The 20,922-nt window shown below is 44.1% G+C and carries 22 protein-coding genes; 17 read left to right on the top strand and 5 right to left on the bottom strand.

The genetic code is table 11. The features are described from left to right. Positions 1–10 precede the first annotated feature (10 nt). Positions 11–949 carry a cysteine synthase A gene (gene cysK / locus FED51_RS16585; RefSeq protein ID WP_010899412.1) on the bottom strand — a complete coding sequence of 313 codons (939 nt, stop codon included), beginning with the start codon at positions 947–949 and terminating at the stop codon, positions 11–13. Positions 950–1,111: 162 nt separating this feature from the next. On the opposite strand from cysK, the gene thpR reads away from it, so the two are divergent. From thpR to FED51_RS16560, 5 genes are all read left to right on the top strand, one after another. Continuing rightward, positions 1,112–1,672 carry an RNA 2',3'-cyclic phosphodiesterase gene (thpR, locus tag FED51_RS16580; RefSeq protein ID WP_053430477.1) on the top strand — a complete coding sequence of 187 codons (561 nt, stop codon included), beginning with the start codon at positions 1,112–1,114 and terminating at the stop codon, positions 1,670–1,672. Between the two features lie 4 nt (positions 1,673–1,676). After that, a complete protein-coding gene (locus FED51_RS16575; RefSeq protein WP_138090712.1) occupies positions 1,677–2,060 on the top strand; it encodes a CidA/LrgA family protein in 384 nt (127 codons plus the stop codon). Next, a complete protein-coding gene (locus tag FED51_RS16570; RefSeq protein WP_053430479.1) occupies positions 2,047–2,730 on the top strand; it encodes an LrgB family protein in 684 nt (227 codons plus the stop codon). The genes FED51_RS16575 and FED51_RS16570 overlap by 14 nt, the downstream gene beginning before the upstream one ends. 30 nt (positions 2,731–2,760) lie before the next feature. Continuing rightward, the gene (locus FED51_RS16565) at positions 2,761–3,726 is read left to right on the top strand and encodes a nuclease-related domain-containing protein (RefSeq protein WP_053430480.1); all 966 of its coding nucleotides are present in this window, start codon (positions 2,761–2,763) and stop codon (positions 3,724–3,726) included. Positions 3,727–3,798: 72 nt separating this feature from the next. After that, positions 3,799–4,134 (top strand): type II toxin-antitoxin system HicB family antitoxin, encoded by a 336-nt coding sequence (locus tag FED51_RS16560; protein ID WP_010899407.1) that lies wholly within the window; start codon positions 3,799–3,801, stop codon positions 4,132–4,134. A 95-nt stretch (positions 4,135–4,229) separates the two neighbouring features. Here the strand turns inward: FED51_RS16560 and purU are convergent, their stop codons facing one another. Then, the gene (gene purU / locus FED51_RS16555; protein ID WP_041820819.1) at positions 4,230–5,108 is read right to left on the bottom strand and encodes a formyltetrahydrofolate deformylase; all 879 of its coding nucleotides are present in this window, start codon (positions 5,106–5,108) and stop codon (positions 4,230–4,232) included. 86 nt (positions 5,109–5,194) lie between these two features. Between purU and pulA the strand changes: the two genes are divergently transcribed. Then, positions 5,195–7,348 (top strand): type I pullulanase, encoded by a 2,154-nt coding sequence (pulA, locus tag FED51_RS16550; RefSeq protein WP_138090709.1) that lies wholly within the window; start codon positions 5,195–5,197, stop codon positions 7,346–7,348. A 236-nt stretch (positions 7,349–7,584) separates the two neighbouring features. Continuing rightward, complete coding sequence (locus FED51_RS16545; protein ID WP_041821775.1) at positions 7,585–8,364, top strand: phosphotransferase family protein; 780 nt, start codon at positions 7,585–7,587, stop codon at positions 8,362–8,364. Between the two features lie 585 nt (positions 8,365–8,949). On the opposite strand, the gene FED51_RS16540 is transcribed toward FED51_RS16545, so the two are convergent. Further along, on the bottom strand, positions 8,950–9,198 hold the full coding sequence (locus tag FED51_RS16540) for a YtzH-like family protein (protein WP_010899403.1): 249 nt from the start codon (positions 9,196–9,198) through the stop codon (positions 8,950–8,952). A 164-nt stretch (positions 9,199–9,362) separates the two neighbouring features. On the opposite strand from FED51_RS16540, the gene trmB reads away from it, so the two are divergent. The 3 genes from trmB to FED51_RS16525 all read left to right on the top strand — a co-directional run bounded on the left by trmB (position 9,363) and on the right by FED51_RS16525 (position 11,814). Next, positions 9,363–10,025: a tRNA (guanosine(46)-N7)-methyltransferase TrmB gene (gene trmB, locus FED51_RS16535; protein WP_138090706.1), complete on the top strand. Its 663-nt coding sequence runs from the start codon at positions 9,363–9,365 to the stop codon at positions 10,023–10,025. A gap of 126 nt (positions 10,026–10,151) precedes the next feature. After that, a complete protein-coding gene (locus FED51_RS16530) occupies positions 10,152–11,006 on the top strand; it encodes a YtnP family quorum-quenching lactonase (RefSeq protein ID WP_138090703.1) in 855 nt (284 codons plus the stop codon). An 88-nt stretch (positions 11,007–11,094) separates the two neighbouring features. Further along, the gene (locus FED51_RS16525) at positions 11,095–11,814 is read left to right on the top strand and encodes a YebC/PmpR family DNA-binding transcriptional regulator (protein WP_138090700.1); all 720 of its coding nucleotides are present in this window, start codon (positions 11,095–11,097) and stop codon (positions 11,812–11,814) included. Between the two features lie 195 nt (positions 11,815–12,009). On the opposite strand, the gene FED51_RS16520 is transcribed toward FED51_RS16525, so the two are convergent. After that, complete coding sequence (locus FED51_RS16520; RefSeq protein WP_010899399.1) at positions 12,010–12,318, bottom strand: PepSY domain-containing protein; 309 nt, start codon at positions 12,316–12,318, stop codon at positions 12,010–12,012. 165 nt (positions 12,319–12,483) lie between these two features. On the opposite strand from FED51_RS16520, the gene FED51_RS16515 reads away from it, so the two are divergent. Together FED51_RS16515 and FED51_RS16510 are read left to right on the top strand one after the other, a co-directional pair. After that, positions 12,484–13,557 carry a M42 family metallopeptidase gene (locus tag FED51_RS16515; protein ID WP_138090697.1) on the top strand — a complete coding sequence of 358 codons (1,074 nt, stop codon included), beginning with the start codon at positions 12,484–12,486 and terminating at the stop codon, positions 13,555–13,557. Positions 13,558–13,680: 123 nt separating this feature from the next. After that, positions 13,681–14,214, top strand: coding sequence for a DUF84 family protein (locus FED51_RS16510; RefSeq protein WP_138091148.1), 534 nt, complete (start codon positions 13,681–13,683; stop codon positions 14,212–14,214). Between the two features lie 57 nt (positions 14,215–14,271). Here the strand turns inward: FED51_RS16510 and FED51_RS16505 are convergent, their stop codons facing one another. Beyond that, complete coding sequence (locus tag FED51_RS16505) at positions 14,272–14,715, bottom strand: YtoQ family protein (RefSeq protein ID WP_134229527.1); 444 nt, start codon at positions 14,713–14,715, stop codon at positions 14,272–14,274. Positions 14,716–14,878: 163 nt separating this feature from the next. On the opposite strand from FED51_RS16505, the gene FED51_RS16500 reads away from it, so the two are divergent. The 5 genes from FED51_RS16500 to FED51_RS16480 all read left to right on the top strand — a co-directional run bounded on the left by FED51_RS16500 (position 14,879) and on the right by FED51_RS16480 (position 20,849). Continuing rightward, positions 14,879–15,889: a PTS sugar transporter subunit IIC gene (locus FED51_RS16500; protein WP_134229526.1), complete on the top strand. Its 1,011-nt coding sequence runs from the start codon at positions 14,879–14,881 to the stop codon at positions 15,887–15,889. Positions 15,890–15,906: 17 nt separating this feature from the next. Next, positions 15,907–16,227: a thioredoxin family protein gene (locus FED51_RS16495; RefSeq protein WP_010899394.1), complete on the top strand. Its 321-nt coding sequence runs from the start codon at positions 15,907–15,909 to the stop codon at positions 16,225–16,227. A gap of 173 nt (positions 16,228–16,400) precedes the next feature. Continuing rightward, the gene (locus tag FED51_RS16490; protein ID WP_138090694.1) at positions 16,401–17,198 is read left to right on the top strand and encodes a DUF1444 domain-containing protein; all 798 of its coding nucleotides are present in this window, start codon (positions 16,401–16,403) and stop codon (positions 17,196–17,198) included. Between the two features lie 72 nt (positions 17,199–17,270). Next, positions 17,271–17,873 (top strand): YtpR family tRNA-binding protein, encoded by a 603-nt coding sequence (gene ytpR, locus FED51_RS16485; protein WP_138090691.1) that lies wholly within the window; start codon positions 17,271–17,273, stop codon positions 17,871–17,873. 99 nt (positions 17,874–17,972) lie between these two features. Continuing rightward, positions 17,973–20,849 (top strand): DNA translocase FtsK, encoded by a 2,877-nt coding sequence (locus FED51_RS16480; RefSeq protein WP_138090687.1) that lies wholly within the window; start codon positions 17,973–17,975, stop codon positions 20,847–20,849. Positions 20,850–20,922 lie beyond the last annotated feature (73 nt).

Here is a 20,922-nt window from a genome sequence, read left to right as displayed (position 1 = left end):
TCTCCTGTCTTTATTGACTTTCAAAATCAAACAGGTCGGTAGATAAATAACGTTCCCCAGTATCACACGCGATACAGACAACGACCTCATCTGGAGCTAAGCGCTCGGCCACCTTCATCGCCGCATAGCAAGCCGCACCTGATGAAGGACCGACTAAGATTCCTTCCAGGCGAGCAAGATTTCGCGCAGCTTCATATGCATCTTCATCCTTGATTTTATCAATCACATCATAAACGTCTTGGTTTAAAATCGGAGGTACAAATCCGGGGCTCGTCCCAACTAGTTTATGTGGACCTGGCTTTCCTCCTGAGAGAACGGGGGATCCGAACGGCTCAACGACATGGATCTCTACGTTTGGATAAAACTTTTTCAACTCTTCTCCTGTTCCCGTAATCGTACCACCCGTACCAGAGGCGGCAACAAAGGCGCTTAACTTTTTACCGATGGAATCAAGGGCTTTCTTGATTTCCACAGCGGTCGTGAAACGGTGAGCATCAGGGTTTGCCGAATTCTCAAATTGCATCGGCATAAAACTATTCGGGATTTCTCTTACTAATTCATGGGCTTTTTCGATAGCCCCCGGCATTTTCTTTTCTCCTTCGGTCAGTACAACCTCTGCCCCGTAGGCCTTTAATAGGTTGATCCGCTCCTCTGACATTGTATCAGGCATGGTAAGAATGGCCCGATAGCCTCTCGCCGCAGCATTCATTGCAAGACCAATGCCTGTGTTTCCACTTGTCGGTTCAATGATCGTGGAACCTGGCTTAAGATAGCCGTCCTTTTCCGCTTGAACAATCATTTGATAGGCTGCTCGATCTTTTACGCTCCCACTTGGGTTAAACATCTCCATTTTCAAATAAACGGCAGCTCCCTTTGGGTTTGGCAAGCGATTAAGCCGAACCAAAGGTGTGTCACCGATGAGCTCGGCAATATTATTTACGATCTTCATGTTGTGTCCCTTCCTTCTTACACCTTTTTCTTTCCTAAGTGTATCATAGACGAATCGGTTATTCCCACTGATTGGATAGGAATAGTTGAAACAAAACGCCCCTTTTTTGATGGGAAAGGGGTATAATAAGTCATGAATCTTAAGTAGACAACAGGTGATGTTATGACTCACACGCACTATTTTCTAGCGATTTCATTGCCAGACGAAATAAAGAAACAATTGGATACGTTTGTACAGAGGCACAAGCAAAGCCTTCCGTTTAAAAAGTGGACTCACCTTGAAGATTACCATATTACACTCGTGTTTCTTGGCGCTCAGCCTCATGATCGTCTCGAACGCCTTGTCACTGCTTGCCAAAAGCTTGGTGAACATATTACTTCGTTCCCGATTCAGCTCGAAGGTCTTTCGACGTTTGGTCAAGAGGAGAGACCTAGAATTTTTTGGGCGGGGGTGCGTGATTCGGCTGAGCTGTCTGCCTTCCAGCAGTCGGTCAAAACGTGCTGTCAGCAGGAAGAAATTTCGGTAGAGCGGCGCCCATATCGCCCCCATGTAACGCTGGCGAAAAAGTGGATAGGTAAGGGAAGCTTTAAAGAAGTAGCAAGCGAGGTGTCTCAACCACCTGCTCGTCTGCTTCATGTGACATCTTTTCACCTCTATCGCTCCCACATAGGAAAAACCCCTTCGTATGAAATCATCGAGAGCTTTCCATTAAGGGGGCAATGAGCAGATGAGGTTGGTACACATCCTACTTCAAGTAGGAATACTTTATGGCTTTTATCTTGTTGGCTCATGGATTCAGAAATCCTTTGAACTGATCGTTCCAGGGAGCATAATCGGGATGGTTTTACTTCTTATCGCCTTAGCCATTAAGGCGATTTCTCCAAAGTGGATCGAGCAAGGGAGCATGCAACTGTTGCTCTTGATGCCGATGCTGTTTCTTCCAGTAACGGTAGGGATTGTGGAATACTGGCACATGTTCCATGGAAGCGGATTTTGGCTACTTATCATCGCATTTGTGAGCACGATTCTTGTTTTTATCATATCCGGTTGGATAACACAATGGCTCATTGTATGGAAGACAAAGGGGATCGATAAACATGATCACCTCTAGTTTTGGAATCATTGTTACCGTGATTATTTATTTTCTTACCGTGAAGTTACACAAAAAAGTAAACAACCCGTTGACATTGCCGATATTAGTAGCGACGGGATGCATCATTGCGTTATTACTTTTGACCGATATTTCGTATAAAACGTATTACAGTAGTGCGAAATGGATTGAACATTTACTAGGTCCAGCTGTCGTTGCCTTAGCTTTCCCGTTATACAAACAGTTCAAACGCTTAAAATCGTATTTTGTCCCGATTACGATTGGGATTTTCATCGGTGCTATCGTTGGCGTTGGCTCGGGGGTTCTAATGGCCAAACTGCTTGGCTTTGACGAGCAACTGATTGCTTCCGTTGCCCCAAAGTCGATTACGACTCCTGTTGCGATGGAAGTGGCTCAATCCTTAGGTGGCATTCCGCCAATTGCTGCCCTATTTGTAATGGTAGCAGGGATTGGTGGTGCGGTTTTATGTACCGTTCTCTCAAAGATCAGTGGAATTCATCATCATATAGCAAAAGGGGTGTCCATTGGCACAGCCTCACATGCCATTGGCACAGCGAAAGCAATGGAAGATCACCCTCAAGAAGGAGCCGCTAGCACGTTGGCGATGAGTATAAGTGCCATGCTAGTAGCAGGCTTACTCCCGTTACTTCAAATACTGCTAGCAAACTGAAAAATTCGTAACCAGAGTGGAGGTGGGCTGGTGGCTCAGCTAATCAAACTAGATGAATACGCATCTCGGTATGAGTATGATTTGAAGCGATATACGAGTCAGTTTACCCGGTTAAAGCGCGAAAAATGGTACTACCTAGAAAATGAGTGGAGACATCGTCAGCTCGTAGAAAGTGAACCGAACGACGAGCTAGATGACGAGGATACTGACTGGTTCGCAACGGAACCGAATAAGTTTGTCCAACTGTTTCAAAAAATGAAGCGAAAAATGTATACGAAAGAGGCGGAACTGCTTGAGGAGGACTTGGATGAAGAAGAGAAGCAACTCCCTTCATTTCCAGCTACTCTCGAAGCATTGAAGCAGCAATTTTTGGAGGAAACATTTCATTCCCAATTGCGCTGGGCTAGCACCTCTTTACTTGAAGAATCACGCATGCATCCAAAATACAAATGGGACGAATGGCTTCGAACGTTCGTAACGCAAATTCCGGACAATTATCTCCTCATGTACAAGCCTGTTTTTTTTATTAAAAATGCGCCGATCCAACTTGATATCGTACTGTTAAGTCCGACTGAAGTATATTGTATTACGTTGCTAGAAGGGACGAAAAATAGCGTATTTTCCGTAAGCTCTGAACGCTTTTGGCTCGAGTATATCGAGAAAAAGCAGAAAAAAAGACTAAGTCCTCTCATCACCTTGAATCGAACGACTAGTGTGGTTGGTCCCATACTAAAAAAAGCGGGGAGCACTCTACCGGTCAAAAAGGTCGTACTGGCTACTGATGGATTTTTTGACCTTCAAGCCCAAGGCCATTCGGTTGAGTATATCGATAAACGCCGGATTGCCTCATGGATGGAGAAGCTAAAGCGTCATTCGTCCCCATTGAAAAAAAATCAAGTCATGGCGGCAGAAGCTCTACTGGCTCACTGCCAGACGGTTGCGATTCCTAGAGAGCCAGATGAAGAGATTCTTATCGATGAGGAGCCATTGAAATAGCACAGGAAAATCAGTATAATGGGTAAGGCTGTATAGTAGAAAAACAATGAGAGAACAACTGAGGGGATATGAATGGCCGACACTCGTTTAACACCTTTGGGTGGATTAGGACCTGATGCGTTTTCATGGAGAATTTCCCGCCCTTTTGATTGGTCTGGTAGCCAAGGGTATACGATCGAGCTAGAAGAACTTGAGGGCTGCCTTAGCTATGGTTCCACGATCCGTGAAGCGAAAAAAGGACTGACGGAAGCACTTGGTGGTTGGGTCCGAAAGCACGGAGAAAGGGCGTTACCAGAAGTCGAAGATGGGGCGCAAATCATTTATTTGGAGCCACCTATGTCGATTGAAGAATTTGATTGGATAAATGATGAATTACGTGTATTTGCTGAAAAAACGATCCGTGGATAACGCAGGATCGTTTTTTTTACCTCTGTAACGGAGAAGGGATGTCCACTTCCATGACAAAAGCCCGCCTTTTGCATGCAAAAGGCAGGCTCGACTAATCACGAAAACACAACTGTTTTGTTGCTATAAACGATAATTTTATCTTCGAGGTACCAATTGACCGCACGGGCCAGCACCACACGTTCAACGTTACGACCAGCCACTCTTAATTGGGGAACGGAGTAACGATGATTGACACGAAGAACATCCTGCTCAATAATTGGCCCCTCGTCCAAATCATCTGTCACAAAGTGAGCTGTGGCTCCTATTAGCTTTACGCCCCGCTCAAACGCCTTTGCATATGGATTGGCTCCGATAAAAGCGGGCAAGAATGAATGGTGAATATTAATGATTTTATCTTTAAACGTATCGACAAAATGCGATGAAATGATTTGCATATAGCGCGCCAAAACGATGACATCAATATTATATTGATGAAGAAGCTCAATTTGTTTTTGTTCGGCTTCTGCTTTTCTTTCCTTCGAAACCGGAATATGATAATAAGGGATTCCATAACCTTCAACAACATCTCGTAATTCATCGTGGTTGCTAATGACGAGTGGAATGTCACAGATGAGCTCATTTGAGTGCCATTTCCATAATAGCTCAAGTAAGCAGTGGTCTTCTTTTGAGACGAAGATCGCCATACGTTTTTTTCTTGATGCTTGTTCCATGCGCCAGTTCATTTTATATTCGGCAGCAACATCCGTAAAGGCTGTTTTTAACGCTTCAAATGTAATCGAATCGTTATTTTGATCAAATTCAACCCTCATAAAAAAACGTCCGCCTTCAGGATCGGTAGAATATTGATCGGATTGCACAATGTTGGCACCGTGATGGTTTAAAAATGTTGAAATCGCCGCAACAATTCCTGGCTGATCATGACAAGAAATGAGTAGGCGAATACGCTTTTTCATAACACTTTCCATAAAAAACATCCTCCTATGAACTTGTAAAACAATCTAACGTATTCTTTCTAGGTAACGACTGAGGTTGAGCCTAGAACGAAAGGTGGCTTTCTACATTGAAGCAAATTGAAGAGCAGGCTGTCAAATGTCTTTTTTATTCAGCAGAGATTGTAACGCTCCACACGGTGATGATTCACTTTACCGTAACGAAAGAACAGGTTTGCCCATTTGTCGTTGAGAAAGAAGGAACGACAGTCCCGTTCTCTATCAAGAGTTGGCAGGAGTGGGAAAGGGGAGCTATTGCGTTCATTCAATTCGATGATCCACTTGAGCTTGGTGTTGAATATAAGCTACGTCAGAAAAATCATGAACAAACCCATTTAATTAAAGTGGGGCGAGTCGTTCGTACGGAAGCATTTGATCAGCAGTATGTTTATAACGGAGAGCTAGGGGCTCTTTATTCACATGAACGAACCGTGTTTGCTGTGTGGACTCCGGTTGCCACAGAGGTTTCTCTATTGCTCTATGAAAACTGGCATACACTCGAAGCGATTGAATATCAAATGAAGCGCTCGCCTAACGGCGTTTGGTCCGTCAGCTTAGATGGAGACTTACATCAATATTGTTACTTGTATCGAGCGAAGGTAAATGGCAAATGGAAAACGACGGTCGATCCGTATGCAAAAAGTGTGACCGTGAATGGAGAAAAAGGGGTCATTTTTGATCTAAAGCGGACCGATCCAGCCTCTTGGCCAACGGTTCACCCGATCCCGCCAGAACATACAATTATTTATGAGTTGCACATTCGTGATGCGACCGTTTATCCAGGGAGTGGTCATCATAAGAAAGGAACCTATCTATCCTTGGCCGAACAAAATACGTGCGGTCCATGGGGGGAGTCGACCGGTCTATCGTATATACGCGAACTAGGTGTTACCCATTTAGAGCTTTTACCGGTTGCTGACTATGGAAGTGTGGATGAAGCCAATCGGGAAAAAGAATACAATTGGGGCTATGATGTTGTTCATTATTTCGCCCCAGAGGGGAGCTATGCTTCTGATCCTTACGATGGTGTGACGCGAGTAAAGGAATTGAAACAATTGATTGCACAATGCCAGCGAATGGACCTTAGAGTCATTTTAGATGTTGTGTTTAACCATGTGTACGTGATGAAAGAGTCTCCGTTTGAAAAGCTCGTTCCAGGTTACTATTTTCGCTATGATGGGGAAGGAAATTTGGCAGATGGTACCGGGGTAGGAAATGACATTGCCAGCGAGCGGCTAATGGTCCGTAAATTCATCGTTGATTGTGTTACTTATTGGGCTAGCGAATACCGGGTTGACGGATTTCGCTTTGACTTAATGGGAATTATTGATCAAATGACGATGAAGGAAGTGAAGCGTGCCCTTGCCCCAATCAATCGTCAGATTTTGCTGTTAGGTGAAGGTTGGGATCTTGAGACACCGTTGGAAAATGATCAAAAAACAACGCTGGCACAAGCAAGGGCAGTCCCTTTTTTACACTTTTTTCATGATACGTTTCGCGATGCGGTAAAAGGAAGTACGTTTGATCTTAATAAGGGGGGCTTTTGTGCAGGAAACATAGAGTTGAAAGAGACGCTAATTGCTAGTATGCTCGGGCATGAAGCTCAGTTTGACAGACCAAGTCAGGCGATTCAATATGTGGAGGCCCATGATAATCATACACTTTGGGATAAGCTCCAATTTGTCTTCCCTGATGAAGAGGAGGAAGTGCTTAGAGCATGTCACCGGTTAGCAACAGCTATCGTTTTAACCTCTCAGGGCATTCCGTTTCTTCATGGGGGACAAGAGTTTTTTCGGACGAAACATGGTGAAGGAAATAGTTACAATTCTCCGGATTGGATCAATCAATTAGATTGGTCAAGAAGGGCTATTTATGCGGCGGATGTAGAGTATGTGAAAGGGCTCATCGCATTACGGAAGGCCCACCGCGCCTTTTGCTTCTCAACATTTTCTGAGGTGAACACGCACATGTGTCCTTTGAAAACTCCATCCGAAGTGATCGGATTCCATTATCACCACATCGCTAAATGGGGGCCTTGGGATGAGATGGTTGTCCTCCATAATGGTGGAGGAGATAAGGTAGACATACGACTACCAGCAAGTGGTGAGTGGGAAGTCATCGTTGACGGAAAGAAGGCAGGTTTGGTACCATTGTATACGTTCAATGGTCATACGGTAAGTGTACAAAGTCGATCATCCATGGTTTTGTATCGACTTAACGAATAGGAAAGCAGGCAGAGTTGTTGTTTGCAGCTCTGTTTTCTTTTTTTTGCATCATCAAAAAGCTGAAAATTCCTTTGCAGAAATTACTAAGGCTTTCGCGATAGGGCTTGATGATAACTTACGTTTTTCTAATGGCGATGGAAAGCTAATAATTTACTATGGGTATTTCTTGCAAACTGCGTTATACTTAAGAATACGATAACGAGATCCACAAAGGTTTGAGGGTGAAACGGTTGAACATGTTTTTAGGAGAAGGATGGCAGGTTAAGCCTGCTGGAGGTGCGACTGGGGAAGCGTATATCGCAGAGCAAGGTGAGCAGAGGCTTTTCTTAAAGCGGAACTCGTCACCTTTTTTAGCTGTGCTCTCGGCTGAGGGCATCGTCCCTAAGCTCCTTTGGACGAAAAGGCTGGAAAATGGAGATGTGATTACGGCCCAACGATGGGTATACGGGCGTGAATTAAAAGCCTTTGAAATGAAAGAGCCGAATGTTGCGCATCTTTTAGCAAAAATTCATCATTCAGTCGAATTGTTGGACATGTTTAAGCGAATGGGAAATGATATGTTAACCCCTCAACGGATCATTGATGATCTAAAAGCCTCTATGAAGAGGCATGAGTGTGACGACCTTCTTTTTCAAAAAGGTCTAAAGTTTTTACAAACACAGCAAGAGGCTGTGAATCAAGAACAGTATGTTGTTTGTCATTGCGACATTAATCATAATAATTGGATGATGAGTGATGCTGGGGAGCTCTATTTAATTGATTGGGATGGAGCCACTGTTGCAGATCCGGCTTTGGACCTAGGTTTATTATTGTATTCCTATGTTCCTCGGCATGAATGGAAGACATGGTTAGCCAATTACGGCTTAGAAATGTCGGATCATCTATTGCTTCGCATGCACTGGTATGTCGTCTCACAAACCATTTCCGTTATGCTTTCGAATATGGATCGTGGGAAGCATGCAGAGGCTGAAACATGGCAGGACTTTTTAAAGACGTTGCTTGATGATTCATTTTAATGAGGATGGGACATGAGTAGGAAAACGTAATAAAAAAGGTTCGATCATTTCATTTTATTTTGATGATCCGAACCTTTTTTCTGTTGAATTCATGGGATCGTTAGTCGTTTGATTGCCGTTTATGGACGTGTACTTTCATAAATTTACGGCTATAAAGGCAAGCCCATACGGACATTCGAGTGAAACATAAATGAGCCTTCAAGTATCCAAGAACTCGTTCTGCATTCCTTTTAGGCTGACTATAGATTTTCCTCGATTACCCATCTGGAACCATCTGTAGGATCTTTTTCTTTATAGCGTCCTTCTTGCTTGGTGCATTACGTCCGTAATGGGAAACCTGAACAAGCTTCACATTCATATCCAGAGAATGTTCGTGTAAAGCCATGACGATCTGTGCCATAGCTAGACAGACGTTTCTAAGTTGATTGTTAAAATCACGAGACGTCTGCGGGGAAAGCAAGTGTTTTTGAAACAATTCACTCTCTATAAAATAAACACTTGCAAAATAAAAGTGGCTTACAATTTCCCTAGGAAATGACATCCTGTTGATTATTTCCTGGGGAATAGGAGCAATCGCTGTCGAAGTTACTGATGATCTAGCTCGGATAGCCATTGTTCAACATCGCTTGCTAAAAAAGGACTCGTATTATGCTCTAATTTCGACTGAATCGATTCAAGTGTCGCTTGTACGTCTGCTGAAAGGTTTGGGTCATTCATCATCGCCAATGTTAATTCATCAATTTGGCGCGCTTGATCAAGAGTCATATATTGATCAGCATCTTGCCCTTGAAGTAAATCCTTTAATAAACCAAGTTTATGAGTGTTGTTTAGCATTGAAATATTCCACCTTTTTATACATAGGGTAAGCAGTCAAAGATAGAATATACAGTCTCCGTTTACAAACGATCTATTTTTGAAAAAAGATACGCTCTATACATTTTAACTCGTTATGACTATAATGACGTTGGTGATAGAAAGTATAAAAAGGAGTGGTTACCGTGCGGTTACGGAATAAACCATGGGCAAGAGATGCCATCGCACAAAACCCTGATCTTGTGATTCAACAGCCTGCTACATGGAAAGGAAATTGGCATAGATGCTTCGGGCGTCAAGCTCCACTTTACATTGAAGTTGGTACTGGTAAGGGACAGTTTTTAACAGGAATGGCCAAGCATCATCCAGAGATTAATTTCATTGGGATTGAACGCTATGAAAGCGTGCTTGTAACCGCTATGGAGCGAGCAAAAGAGGCAGAATTGACAAACCTTAAATTTTTATCGGAGGATGTCTACGATTTATTGGACTTTTTTGCGGATGGTGAAGTATCCCGTTTGTTTATAAACTTTACAGATCCTTGGCCAAAAAAGCGTCATGAAAAACGTCGCTTAACGTATAAAGACTTTTTAGCTAAGTATGAGATCGTGTTAAAGGAGAAAGGGGACATACATTTCAAAACCGATAATCAAGGACTGTTCGAGTATTCGTTGCACAGCTTTTCTAAATACGGCATGATTCTCCATAACGTGAGCTTAGATTTACACAACAGTGATTTTGAGGGAAACATTATGACCGAATACGAAGAAAAGTTTGCGAAAAAAGGAATGCGAATTTACCGCTGTGAGGCCCAATTTCGCACGAATGATGAAAGCCATAACCTTTAAAGGTGTGGCTTATTTTTATATGCGTAAAAAACTCCCTCTAAGGGGCTATATGCTAATGATGAGCGACTGTTCATTCTTGTCGTCTGTGCTACAATGAAAGAGATGATTTTTGGGGAGGGGATGGAAATGGAAAAATTGACCGTTGGCAAGATGACGATTACGTGGTTGCGTGGAGGCGTGACTCATATGGATGGAGGTGCCATGTTCGGTGTTGTCCCAAAACCGCTATGGAGCCGAAAGTATCCTTCTAACGAAAAAAATCAAATTGAACTACGCACCGACCCGTTTCTTATTCAACTGGATGGTCAAAACATTTTAGTGGAATCAGGAATTGGAAACGGACGTTTTACCGACAAGCAGAAGCGGAATTATGGCATTAGTGAAGAGTCGTTTCTGGAGGATGATTTGCAATCATTGGGCCTTACAGTTGCCGACATTGACGCTGTGCTAATGACACATCTTCATTTTGATCATGCAAGCGGTCTTGCAAAACAAAAAGAAGGAGAATGGGTATCAACTTTTGAAAACGCTGTCATTTATGCGTCGGCAAGAGAATGGGCTGAGATGCGAGAACCAAACATTCGCTCTCAAAATACATACTGGGAGCAAAATTGGCGTCCAGTGGAACAGCAAGTGGTCACTTTTGAAAAGGAGCAAGAAATTATTCCAGGAATTCGAATGATTCATACAGGGGGCCATTCTGACGGACATTCCATCATAGTCATTGAGCATGAAGGAGAAACGTTCATACATTTAGCAGATATTATGCCTACCCATGCTCATCAGAACGTTCTTTGGGTGCTCGCTTATGATGACTATCCGATGGACTCGATTTTCGCTAAGCAAAAATGGCAAGCCTTTGCCTCTGAACAGGAGGCGTGGTATTTGTTCTATCATGACTACAAATATCGTGCCATTAAGTGGAACGATGAAGGAGAGATCGTTGCATCCATCGAGCGGACGCCAACTTCTTATAAGTAATATTCTACTCTTTTGAAAAGCTCGAAACATTGTTTACGATCCGCTATAATAAAATACATCATGAGAACATTGAAAGCGAGTGGAACGTATGGGACGTAAATGGAACAACATTAAAGAGAAAAAAGCAGCAAAAGATAAAAATACGAGCCGGATCTATGCTAAATTTGGCCGAGAGATTTATGTTGCTGCAAAGCAAGGGGAACCAGATCCTGAGTTAAACCAGGCATTAAAATTTGTCCTTGAACGTGCGAAAACGTACAACGTACCAAAAGCGATCATTGAACGAGCCATTGAAAAGGCAAAAGGTGGTTCAGATGAAACCTTTGATGAACTTCGATATGAAGGCTTTGGTCCGAGTGGCTCGATGGTTATTGTCGATGCGTTAACAAACAATGTAAACCGGACAGCTTCTGAAGTTCGCGCGGCATTTGGGAAGAATGGTGGGAATATGGGGGTGAGCGGATCTGTCGCTTACATGTTTGACCAAACCGCTATCATCGGTGTCCAAGGGAAGACTGAGGAAGAAGTGCTTGAATTGTTAATGGAAGCAGATCTGGATGTTCGTGACCTAGTGCAGGAAGATGAGGTGACGATCGTTTATGCTGAACCGGATCAATTCCATGCGGTGCAGGAAGCGTTTAAACAGACTGGCGTCGAAGAGTTTGTGGTAGCCGAAATTTCGATGATCCCACAAACAGAAGTGAGTTTATCACAGGAAGATCAAGAGCAGTTTGAGAAGTTAATTGATGTACTTGAGGATCTAGAGGATGTCCAGCAAGTGTATCACAATGTTGATTTAGGAGAATAATCGCCGGAAGTCCTTTGCCATTAGCAAAGGACTTCTACCATCTATTTGGTTCTTTATAGCTTATTGTCAAAGGATCGGATCAAAGAATAAAAAAAGCTCGTCAGCTAGAGCTCACTACCTTGACGAACTTTTTTGTATTCTAGGTTGGGGGATTTCCTGTCCACTTTGTTTTTCCCCTCAGCATAATCGCCTTAGTTATGTTTCATTCACTTCTAAAACCGTCCCTGTATTCGCGTCAATCAAAAATTCAAATTGCGTCATGTCGTCTTCGTTTGAGGAGGAGATTCCTCCACGATAAACGGTATAGGATAAATGATCTTTCTCCAATGTTTCAGGAATCATGTGAATCCACGAACCTGTAATATTCATGTTGGGTGCAAAGGTTCTTTTTGCTAATTTTAACGCTCGTTCCGGTGAAAGCTTGTCTTTTCTAAGCGAAGAGGTGAGGAAAATCCCAGCCGCAAGCCCGAGTCCGACACCAAGTGCGAACCGTTTCATTCCCATGAAGTAACCATCCTTTCCTTTATGTGAACCATCCTTACAATTTATTATACCCAACTGGTAAGAGCGTTTTCAATCTAGGGGGTGGAGATTGATTGAACAGTTGGTAAGCTTTCGCTAGAATATAGAGGGTACATAAGATTCGGATTTCGAAAGGAGTGGCTCTTTTTGAATCAAGAGACACAGTCGTTATTTAAAACATTGACAGAGCTTCAGGGGGCTTCTGGTTTTGAACATCACATCAGGCGCTTCGTTCGCGGTGAGTTGGAGAAATATACAAATGAAATCGTCCAGGACCGTCTTGGCAGTATTTTCGGTGTGAAGCGAGGAAACGAACAAGGGCCTAAAGTGATGGTTGCAGGTCATATGGATGAAGTCGGTTTTATGGTAACATCCATCAATGAAAAAGGTCTGATCCGTTTTCAGACGTTAGGTGGCTGGTGGAGCCAAGTGTTACTAGCCCAGCGCGTGCAAATTATGACGGACGAAGGACCAGTGATCGGTGTGATTGGATCGACCCCACCGCATCTGCTGGAAGAAGCGCAGCGGAAAAAGCCGATGGACGTAAAGAATATGTATATCGATATTGGGGCTGATGATAAGGAAGATGCTCAGAAGCTAGGAATTAAACCTGGGCAACAAATTGTGCCAATTTGTCCGTTTACCCCTCTTGCCAATGAAAAGAAAATTATGGCGAAGGCGTGGGACAACCGGTATGGTGTTGGGTTAGCTATTGAATTGTTACAAGAACTACAAGGTGAAACAACGCCAAACATTTTATACTCTGGGGCAACTGTTCAAGAAGAAGTTGGCCTACGTGGGGCTGCCACATCGGCGCAAATGATCGAGCCTGATATTTTTTATGCCTTGGATGCCAGCCCAGCCAATGATGCGACTGGAGGGAAAGATGCGTTCGGTCAGCTCGGAAAAGGAGCGCTCGTTCGAATTTATGATCGGACGATGGTAACACATCGAGGGATTCGAGATTTTGTCCTCGATACAGCCGAGACTGAGAATATTCCGTACCAATTTTTCATTTCCCAGGGCGGGACTGACGCAGGTCGTGTTCATCTATCGGGTAACGGTGTTCCTTCTGCTGTTATCGGGATTTGTTCTCGCTATATCCATACGGCAGCTTCCATCATCCATGTGGATGATTATGCTGCGGCAAAAGCATTGTTAGTGAAGCTTGTTAAAACGACAGATAAAGCGGCAGTGGAGACCATTTTAGCCAATGGGTAGATAAGCTTGTTAAGATTCTCGCCATTCGGGAACTTCTTTTTAAAAAAGATAGATAAACAATGGCTTTCACTATAAGACTTGGCGCTAAGCCGATTTTTCTCAAGCAGGGAAAGGATGAAGCAGATGTGGACGATCATGATCGGTTCGAAAAATCGCGCGAAAGTACATGCTTTGCAAGAAGTGGTCATTCGTGACAAAATCATCGTTCGCTCTGAGGCCGTTCCTTCAGACGTAGCTAGCCAACCGTTCTCTGATCAAGAAACGATTCAAGGGGCAATCAACCGAGCCAACCATTGTTTGTCCTTTGACGGTGTTGATTACGGGGTTGGTCTTGAAGGCGGTGTTGTAAGGAGTGAGTACGGTTTGTTTTTATGTAATTGGGGAGCACTTGTCAGCCAAACGGGCGATCAATGGGTTGCTGGCGGTGCTAGGGTTCCTCTTCCACAAGAAGTGGCTCACGAACTAGAAGGAGGCAAAGAGCTTGGCGATATTATGGAGTCGCTCACTAAAAATCCCGATGTTCGCATGACAGATGGGGCCATTGGCTATTTAACAGGTGGTGAAATCTCGAGAAAAGCGATGTTTCAGCATGTCGTCCATTTGTTAATTGGACAAGCTCGGCGGGACGGGCATTTGCTCCGAACGGTAACCCACTAATTTGAATGAAGACGGACAATGGCGGGTGAGGCCACTGTCCGTTTTTTCGTTTTAGCGTCAAGCTTCAATGATGTACTTTAACGCTTGAAGGGCTTGATCAGGTGTCTCTACTACCACTTGCGCTTTGTTTGCAAGTTCTTTTAACGGGTGATGCAATTCTTTTGGGCGGATGAGGATAAGTGGTTTTTGTAAGGCAAGCGCACTTGCCGCATCCATTGCGGTGTTCCATTGTTTATATTGGAGCCCAAATAATGCAATGACTACATCGGCTTTATTAAGCAAAATCGTTGTCCGTAAGTTGTTAATGCTGGAGGCAGCATCATCCTTTAGCACAGGGTCTGGTTGCTTTCCTAAAATTTCTTCACCGATGTTATCAGAACGGGCGTGATCTTCCATCGGTCCGAGAAAAACGAAAGGCAAATCCTGCTTTTTGGCAGCTTCTTTGATTTGTTGTCGCCAGTTAGAATGAATTTCGCCTGCTAGGTAAATCATTAATTCCATGATGTTTCCTCCTCACACAAGGTTTGGATCTATTGTACCGTGATCCTGTCACGAGGAGCAAACGACTAATCCTCACAAGAAATGTGTCTTGTCATGTGTAAAAAAATTCAGTATGATGAGTTCATCTTATGACACGGTTTGCAGCGTAGAAGGAGGAACGATCGTGATTGAATTTTTGAAGAAAAAAGGGGTCTCCCTTTCGTTAAAAACGTATTTTGTAACAGCTTTAAGCTTTATGGCACTCGGACTGTTTTCATCATTAATCATTGGTCTTATTATTCGAACCATTGGGGATGTAACTCAATTTGAACTCATGCATAATATCGGTGTGCTCGCGATGAGCTTAATGGGACCGGCCATTGGTGTGGCGGTAGCGTATGGGCTTCAGGCGCCAAGACTCGTCCTGTTTTCCGCCTTAATCGCAGGGGCAGCAGGTGCAGAGCTTGGAGGTCCTGCTGGTAGCTTTGTTGCTGCATTACTTGCGACAGAAGTAGGGAAGGTCGTCGCAGGAGAGACGAAAATCGATATTATCGTGACACCGTTTGTCACTGTCATCGTAGGCTTTCTCACTGCGCAATTTATCGGACCCGTGATACAATCAGGGATGAGCGGTCTCGGCGCAACGATTATGTGGGCGACAGAACAGCGCCCAATTATTATGGGGATTGTTGTTGCCACGCTAATGGGACTTGCGTTAACGGCACCGATTTCTAGCGCAGCCTTGGCCATTATGTTAGAGTTATCAGGGATTGCTGCAGGTGCAGCGACTGTTGGGTGTGCAGCACAAATGGTCGGCTTCGCGGTTAGTAGCTACCGAGAAAATGGCTGGGCTGGATTTTTCTCTCTCGGAATTGGAACGTCCATGCTACAAGTCCCGAACATTGTCAAAAATCCCCTCATCATTTTGCCGCCGACAATTGCTGGTGCGGTCCTTGCTCCGTTAGCGACCACAGTCTTTTTGATGACCAACAATGAAGCGGGAGCTGGAATGGGGACGAGTGGTCTTGTTGGTCAGATCATGACCTTTACCGATATGGGGTTTAGCGGAAATGTCGTGCTAGCTATTCTATTGTTACATTTCATTGGTCCTGCTCTTATTAGCTTAAGTTTGTCAGAGTGGTTCCGGAAGCGAGGGTGGATTCGACCAGGGGATATGAAAATTGAACAATCATAAACGAAAGGATGAACGAAATGGAGCAAATTAAAACATTAGAACAGTTTCAACAGGTGAAAAATCAAGAGAATGTCGTCTTTTTATTTTCTGCTGATTGGTGCCCTGATTGCCGAGTGATTGAACCGTTTTTGCCAGAGCTGGAACAGACGTATGACGAGTATCAGTTTTATTATGTGAATCGTGATGATTTCATTGAGCTTTGTCAGGAGTTAGACATCTTTGGCATACCAAGCTTCTTGTTTTACTCAAATGGTGAAGAGCGATCCCGTTTTGTAAGCAAAGACCGTAAAACAAAAGAAGAAATTGAGCGTTTCCTAACAGAAGCGAAACAGGCGTGAGACTTTACCTCCGCCTTTTTTTATGCTCATGTGAACAGATGATGGGAAACTGAATGATGAAATCTTGAGCCTATTGAACAAGTCCCTCTCTTTTGTCCTCATGTTCTAGACATGATACTATTAGAAAGATCATTTTATTATCAACTCGGATCGTGACCGTAGGAGGGTCGTAGATGGAAGTAAGGGAAATACGGAAGCAATTAGAAGAGAAATTAAATCGTCCTGAGTGGACACTTTCATATGATCATAAGGAAGCAAAACTGCGGATTGAAGATAAAGAGCTAAAAAAAGGAATGACGATCGCGCTTAAACCGCTGCTTGCAAAAGTTGAGCGCCTAGGAGACCGAGCGATTTCTGAAATGGTTCATTATGTCCAGACAGGGATGGCGGCTTTTAAAAAACAAACAACGATTAAAGGGAATGAGAAACGTATATTTCCTGTCATTCGCGCAACGTCCTTTCCTGAAGAAAATCGCGATGGTCATCGTTTATTATTTGATGAGCATACGGCGGAGACAAGAGTTTACTATTCGCTTGATTTAGGCGATTCTTATACCCTTCTCCACGAGCAACAATTGAGCAGAGAAGAGATGTCTGCTAAGGAAATTCGTGAAATGGCCCTGTTTAATTTACGCTCATTGTCTGAACCGTTAAAAGCAGACAAAGTAGCAGGAAATACGTTTTATTTTTTAAACTCAAATGATGGATACGATGCAAGCCGCATCTTAAATGAATCTCTTCTTGAGAAAATGAGTCAAAAGGTCGAGGGTCAACTAGCGGTTGCTGCTCCCCATCAAGACGTGTTGATTTTTGCCGATATTGTAAATGAACGAGGCTATGACGTATTAGCACAAGTAACGATGCAGTTTTATGCACAAGGGAGAATCCCGATTACTGCGTTACCGTTTCTTTATGAGGATGGAGAATTAGAGCCGACCTTTATCCTGGCTCAGCGTAAGCCAAAAGAGTGATAGCAAACCGAAAAAGCTATGTTACAATAAAAGGGATCAAACATTATTACTGTTCGTTAAAGGAGTCGAAGCATGAACGTTTTTTACAATGAAAAAGGTATTGGAGATACGATCTTAATCGTAATAGATGAAGTGGAGCCTGCAAATCGTGCGTATGAGCGCCAAGGCGATGTGGTCCGCATTTATCACTTAGCGACCGGGAAAACGACAGGCTACAACTTATTCCACGCAAGCAAATACGGTGAATTCAATGGTCAAGGATTGCTAGAGTTAACCGATTCACTCGTAGCAACACTAGAGCAGGCCTTTCAAAAAAACGGAGTCAATTGGACGCTTGAAGTGGACCTGTCTCCAAAATTTGTCGTTGGTTTCGTTCAATCCAAGGACAAGCATCCAAACGCTGATAAGCTGAGCATCTGTAAGGTGGATGTAGGGAGCGATACACTGCAAATTGTATGCGGAGCACCGAATGTAGAGGCAGGTCAGAAAGTAGTTGTCGCGTTAGAAGGTGCGGTCATGCCATCTGGATTAGTGATCAAGCCAACATCACTCAGAGGTGTTTCATCAACGGGTATGATTTGTTCTGCAAAAGAACTCGCACTGCCTGATGCACCTGAAGAAAAAGGAATTTTAGTCCTTGATGATTCGTATGAAGTCGGAACATCCTTTTTCTAGAGTTTTCAGCAGACACGACCTTTCAAATTGAACCACTAGTCCTGCTAGTGGTTTTTCTGATCAAGCCTAAGATAGTGTAGAAAGCAGGTGAATGTAGTTGTGAGTCGATTTCAACGTTGGATGGAGCAGATTTTGCGGTTGTTTACAGGCGACGAGGCTGATCAAGAAAGCTACACGCCTTCTCGTTCCTCTGACCGGAAACGCTACGGACGCGTATTAAGAGATGAACGAAGAGTAGAATCGAGAGTTGTTCACAAATATCCTAAGCCTGGAAAGTTTCGGTTTCCAGTCATCGATGATGAACCAAAAAACATTCGCGATGAGTGGGAACCTTCACAAAAGTCATCGTTGATAGAAGTTGAGGTGGAAGAATCATCAACAAAAGGAAATTCAAAACGATTTGATAATCCTGGCTTCAAGCCGACACATATTCCATCTCCTGTCCATGGGTTTCGCTCGGCTCCTTCTAAGGAGGAGGTCAGTGGAACCGAAGAGCAGACGATCCCGTATGGTGAAGATGAGGCTGCCCATGATGCGTACGAAGGGGGCGTTGTAGTCCCATTTCGCTTTTTAAAAAAAGAGGAAAAGAAAAGCGGAGAGGTAAAACCACCACCACAGCGTACATATCATGAGATCGACCCAAAAATATCTGTCCCTACCTTTATGCGAGCAAAAAAGGTGGGCTCACTATCGTTAAAGAAAGAGGACGCTCGTGACATTGCTGAAACAGAAAAGTCAGTGGAATCAACTAAAGTGGATCAGCATAATAGAACTTTTAACGATGAGAGAGAACAAGAAAAAAACCATAGGGATAAGATAGCGTCGACGTTGGAAACAGAGAACGATGCCTATACAGCTCGAGAAACGGAAGTAGAAGGGGAGACATTAGACGCTGTCATCGAGGAAAGGGTAGATGAAAAACTAGATTTAGCGCTAGCAGAGGAAGTGCTAGAAGCTAAACGGGGGAAAGAGTCGGTTTCGGCTATGGGAGAAAACGTTGAACAAGAGGTGCAGCCTTTAGAGATAGAAGAAGAACCGTTAGGGGAAGAAGGAACACCAATTATCGAGGAAAGCTTTCATGAGGCGGCAGAAGAAAATCGAGAGCAAATGGTAGATGAGAGCTCGAAAGAAGAAACGGAGCTTCCCTCAACAGCAACAATGGATCAAAACTCATCAACTGAAGCAGAGGTAGTACCAAGCATGGAGGGAGGTTTGCAAGAGGAAACTCTGTCTGAATCAGACAAAGCCTTTTCATTACAAGGAGAAGAGGTAGAGCAGGTTGAGTCTACATTTCAGTCAGGGCTTCTCGCGGAACGAGAACCTAGTGCCCAACAAGAGGAAGAGAGTGATGAGAGAGAGGCTCATTCCTCCCAAGAGCATGACCATACCTCTGCTTCAGCAAAAGAGCGCGAACAAGAAGAGGAAAACAAGTCTGCATCAGAGAAGGGCAGGCAGCCGCGAAAACGGACCGTTCCGTTTAATGTGATGATGCTCCCGCAAGACCGTGCAAAGCAAGCGCATGTGGCCAAACGTAAAGAAAAAGAAGGGCCGACATCAAGCTATACATTCCCGAGCATTCAGCTCCTCGCCAATCCCCCGAAAGTGGAGGAGGATAATGAGGACTGGTTAACGAGCCAAGCGGAGTTACTCGAAGAAACCCTCCAAAGTTTCAACGTCGATGCAAAGGTTGTACACGTAACGAAAGGGCCGTCTGTCACAAGGTTCGAAATCCAGCCAGCTCGCGGTGTAAAAGTAAACAAAGTGACGGCATTGGTCGATGACATTAAGTTATCGTTAGCAGCAAAAGATATCCGTATAGAGGCTCCAATTCCAGGGAAAAACACGATCGGTATTGAAGTCCCTAATCAAATGTCCAAGCCAGTATTTTTGCGGGAAATTTTACGTCGGGATGTGTTTCGCCAGTCGCCATCGCCATTGACGGTCGCTTTAGGGCTAGACATCTCAGGTCAACCAGTCGTAACGGATTTGAACAAAATGCCGCACGGTCTCGTTGCGGGGGCAACAGGCTCAGGGAAAAGTGTGTGCATCAACTCGATTCTTGTCAGTTTGCTTTATAAGGCTTCACCTGATGAAGTGAAACTGATGTTGATTGACCCGAAAATGGTTGAGCTTGCACCGTACAATGACCTCCCCCATCTCGTTACGCCGGTCATTACCGATGCAAAGCAAGCGACTGCTGCATTGAAGTGGGTTGTCGGGGAAATGGAGCGGCGCTACGAGCTATTCAGCCAACAAGGGGTGCGTGACTTGGCACGTTACAACGATCTTTATTCTGAGTCACCTGATAAACCAGCTCTTCCGTATATTTTAGTAGTAATCGATGAACTAGCCGACTTAATGATGGTTTCACCGCAGGAGGTGGAGGATTCGATCTGCAGAATCGCGCAAAAGGCGAGAGCGTGCGGTATTCATTTGCTGCTTGCGACACAACGTCCGTCGGTGGATGTCATCACAGGCTTAATAAAGGCGAACATTCCGACACGAGTGGCCTTTTCAGTGTCGTCTCAAACCGATTCGCGGACGATTCTTGACACTAACGGGGCGGAGAGGTTACTCGGGCGCGGGGATATGCTGTTTCATGCGAATGGCTCGTCAAAGCCGGTTCGTGTACAAGGGACATTTGTCTCCGATGAAGAAATTGAAGATGTCATCGCCCATGTGAAAAAACAACGTCCTGCTGATTATTTGCTAGAACAAGACCAGCTTATAAAAGTACAGGAGCAGTTTGATCAAGAAGATGACCTGTTTGAAGAAGCGTGTTTGTTTGTCATCGAACAAGGAGCGGCTTCGGCTTCAAGCTTACAGCGCCGTTTCCGCATCGGCTATAATCGCGCGGCTCGTCTAATTGATATGATGGAAGGACAAGGGGTCGTTTCAGAAGCAATGGGAAGCAAGCCTCGCCATGTGCTCATGGATGAATACGAGTTTCAAGAGCGAATGAATACCCAAGATTAACGGGTATTGTGACGCTTGTTTTCCAAGCAAAGGTTTTATATGATAGATGGTAGATTGTCAAATGATCACATAG

The sequence above is a fragment of the Halalkalibacterium halodurans genome (genome assembly GCF_005671335.1).
Lineage (GTDB): Bacteria > Bacillota > Bacilli > Bacillales > Bacillaceae_D > Halalkalibacterium > Halalkalibacterium halodurans.
This window is presented reverse-complemented; position numbering and strand designations above follow the sequence as displayed.

Excerpts from the sequence above, each read along its gene's own strand:
- cysK (WP_010899412.1), bottom strand. The coding sequence starts at position 949 with ATGAAGATCGTAAATAATATTGCCGAGCTCATCGGTGACACACCTTTG.
- thpR (WP_053430477.1), top strand. The coding sequence starts at position 1,112 with ATGACTCACACGCACTATTTTCTAGCGATTTCATTGCCAGACGAAATA.
- FED51_RS16575 (WP_138090712.1), top strand. The coding sequence starts at position 1,677 with ATGAGGTTGGTACACATCCTACTTCAAGTAGGAATACTTTATGGCTTT.
- FED51_RS16570 (WP_053430479.1), top strand. The coding sequence starts at position 2,047 with ATGATCACCTCTAGTTTTGGAATCATTGTTACCGTGATTATTTATTTT.
- FED51_RS16560 (WP_010899407.1), top strand. The coding sequence starts at position 3,799 with ATGGCCGACACTCGTTTAACACCTTTGGGTGGATTAGGACCTGATGCG.
- purU (WP_041820819.1), bottom strand. The coding sequence starts at position 5,108 with ATGTTTTTTATGGAAAGTGTTATGAAAAAGCGTATTCGCCTACTCATT.
- FED51_RS16545 (WP_041821775.1), top strand. The coding sequence starts at position 7,585 with ATGTTTTTAGGAGAAGGATGGCAGGTTAAGCCTGCTGGAGGTGCGACT.
- FED51_RS16540 (WP_010899403.1), bottom strand. The coding sequence starts at position 9,198 with ATGCTAAACAACACTCATAAACTTGGTTTATTAAAGGATTTACTTCAA.
- FED51_RS16530 (WP_138090703.1), top strand. The coding sequence starts at position 10,152 with ATGGAAAAATTGACCGTTGGCAAGATGACGATTACGTGGTTGCGTGGA.
- FED51_RS16525 (WP_138090700.1), top strand. The coding sequence starts at position 11,095 with ATGGGACGTAAATGGAACAACATTAAAGAGAAAAAAGCAGCAAAAGAT.
- FED51_RS16520 (WP_010899399.1), bottom strand. The coding sequence starts at position 12,318 with ATGGGAATGAAACGGTTCGCACTTGGTGTCGGACTCGGGCTTGCGGCT.
- FED51_RS16510 (WP_138091148.1), top strand. The coding sequence starts at position 13,681 with ATGTGGACGATCATGATCGGTTCGAAAAATCGCGCGAAAGTACATGCT.
- FED51_RS16505 (WP_134229527.1), bottom strand. The coding sequence starts at position 14,715 with ATGGAATTAATGATTTACCTAGCAGGCGAAATTCATTCTAACTGGCGA.
- FED51_RS16495 (WP_010899394.1), top strand. The coding sequence starts at position 15,907 with ATGGAGCAAATTAAAACATTAGAACAGTTTCAACAGGTGAAAAATCAA.
- FED51_RS16490 (WP_138090694.1), top strand. The coding sequence starts at position 16,401 with ATGGAAGTAAGGGAAATACGGAAGCAATTAGAAGAGAAATTAAATCGT.
- ytpR (WP_138090691.1), top strand. The coding sequence starts at position 17,271 with ATGAACGTTTTTTACAATGAAAAAGGTATTGGAGATACGATCTTAATC.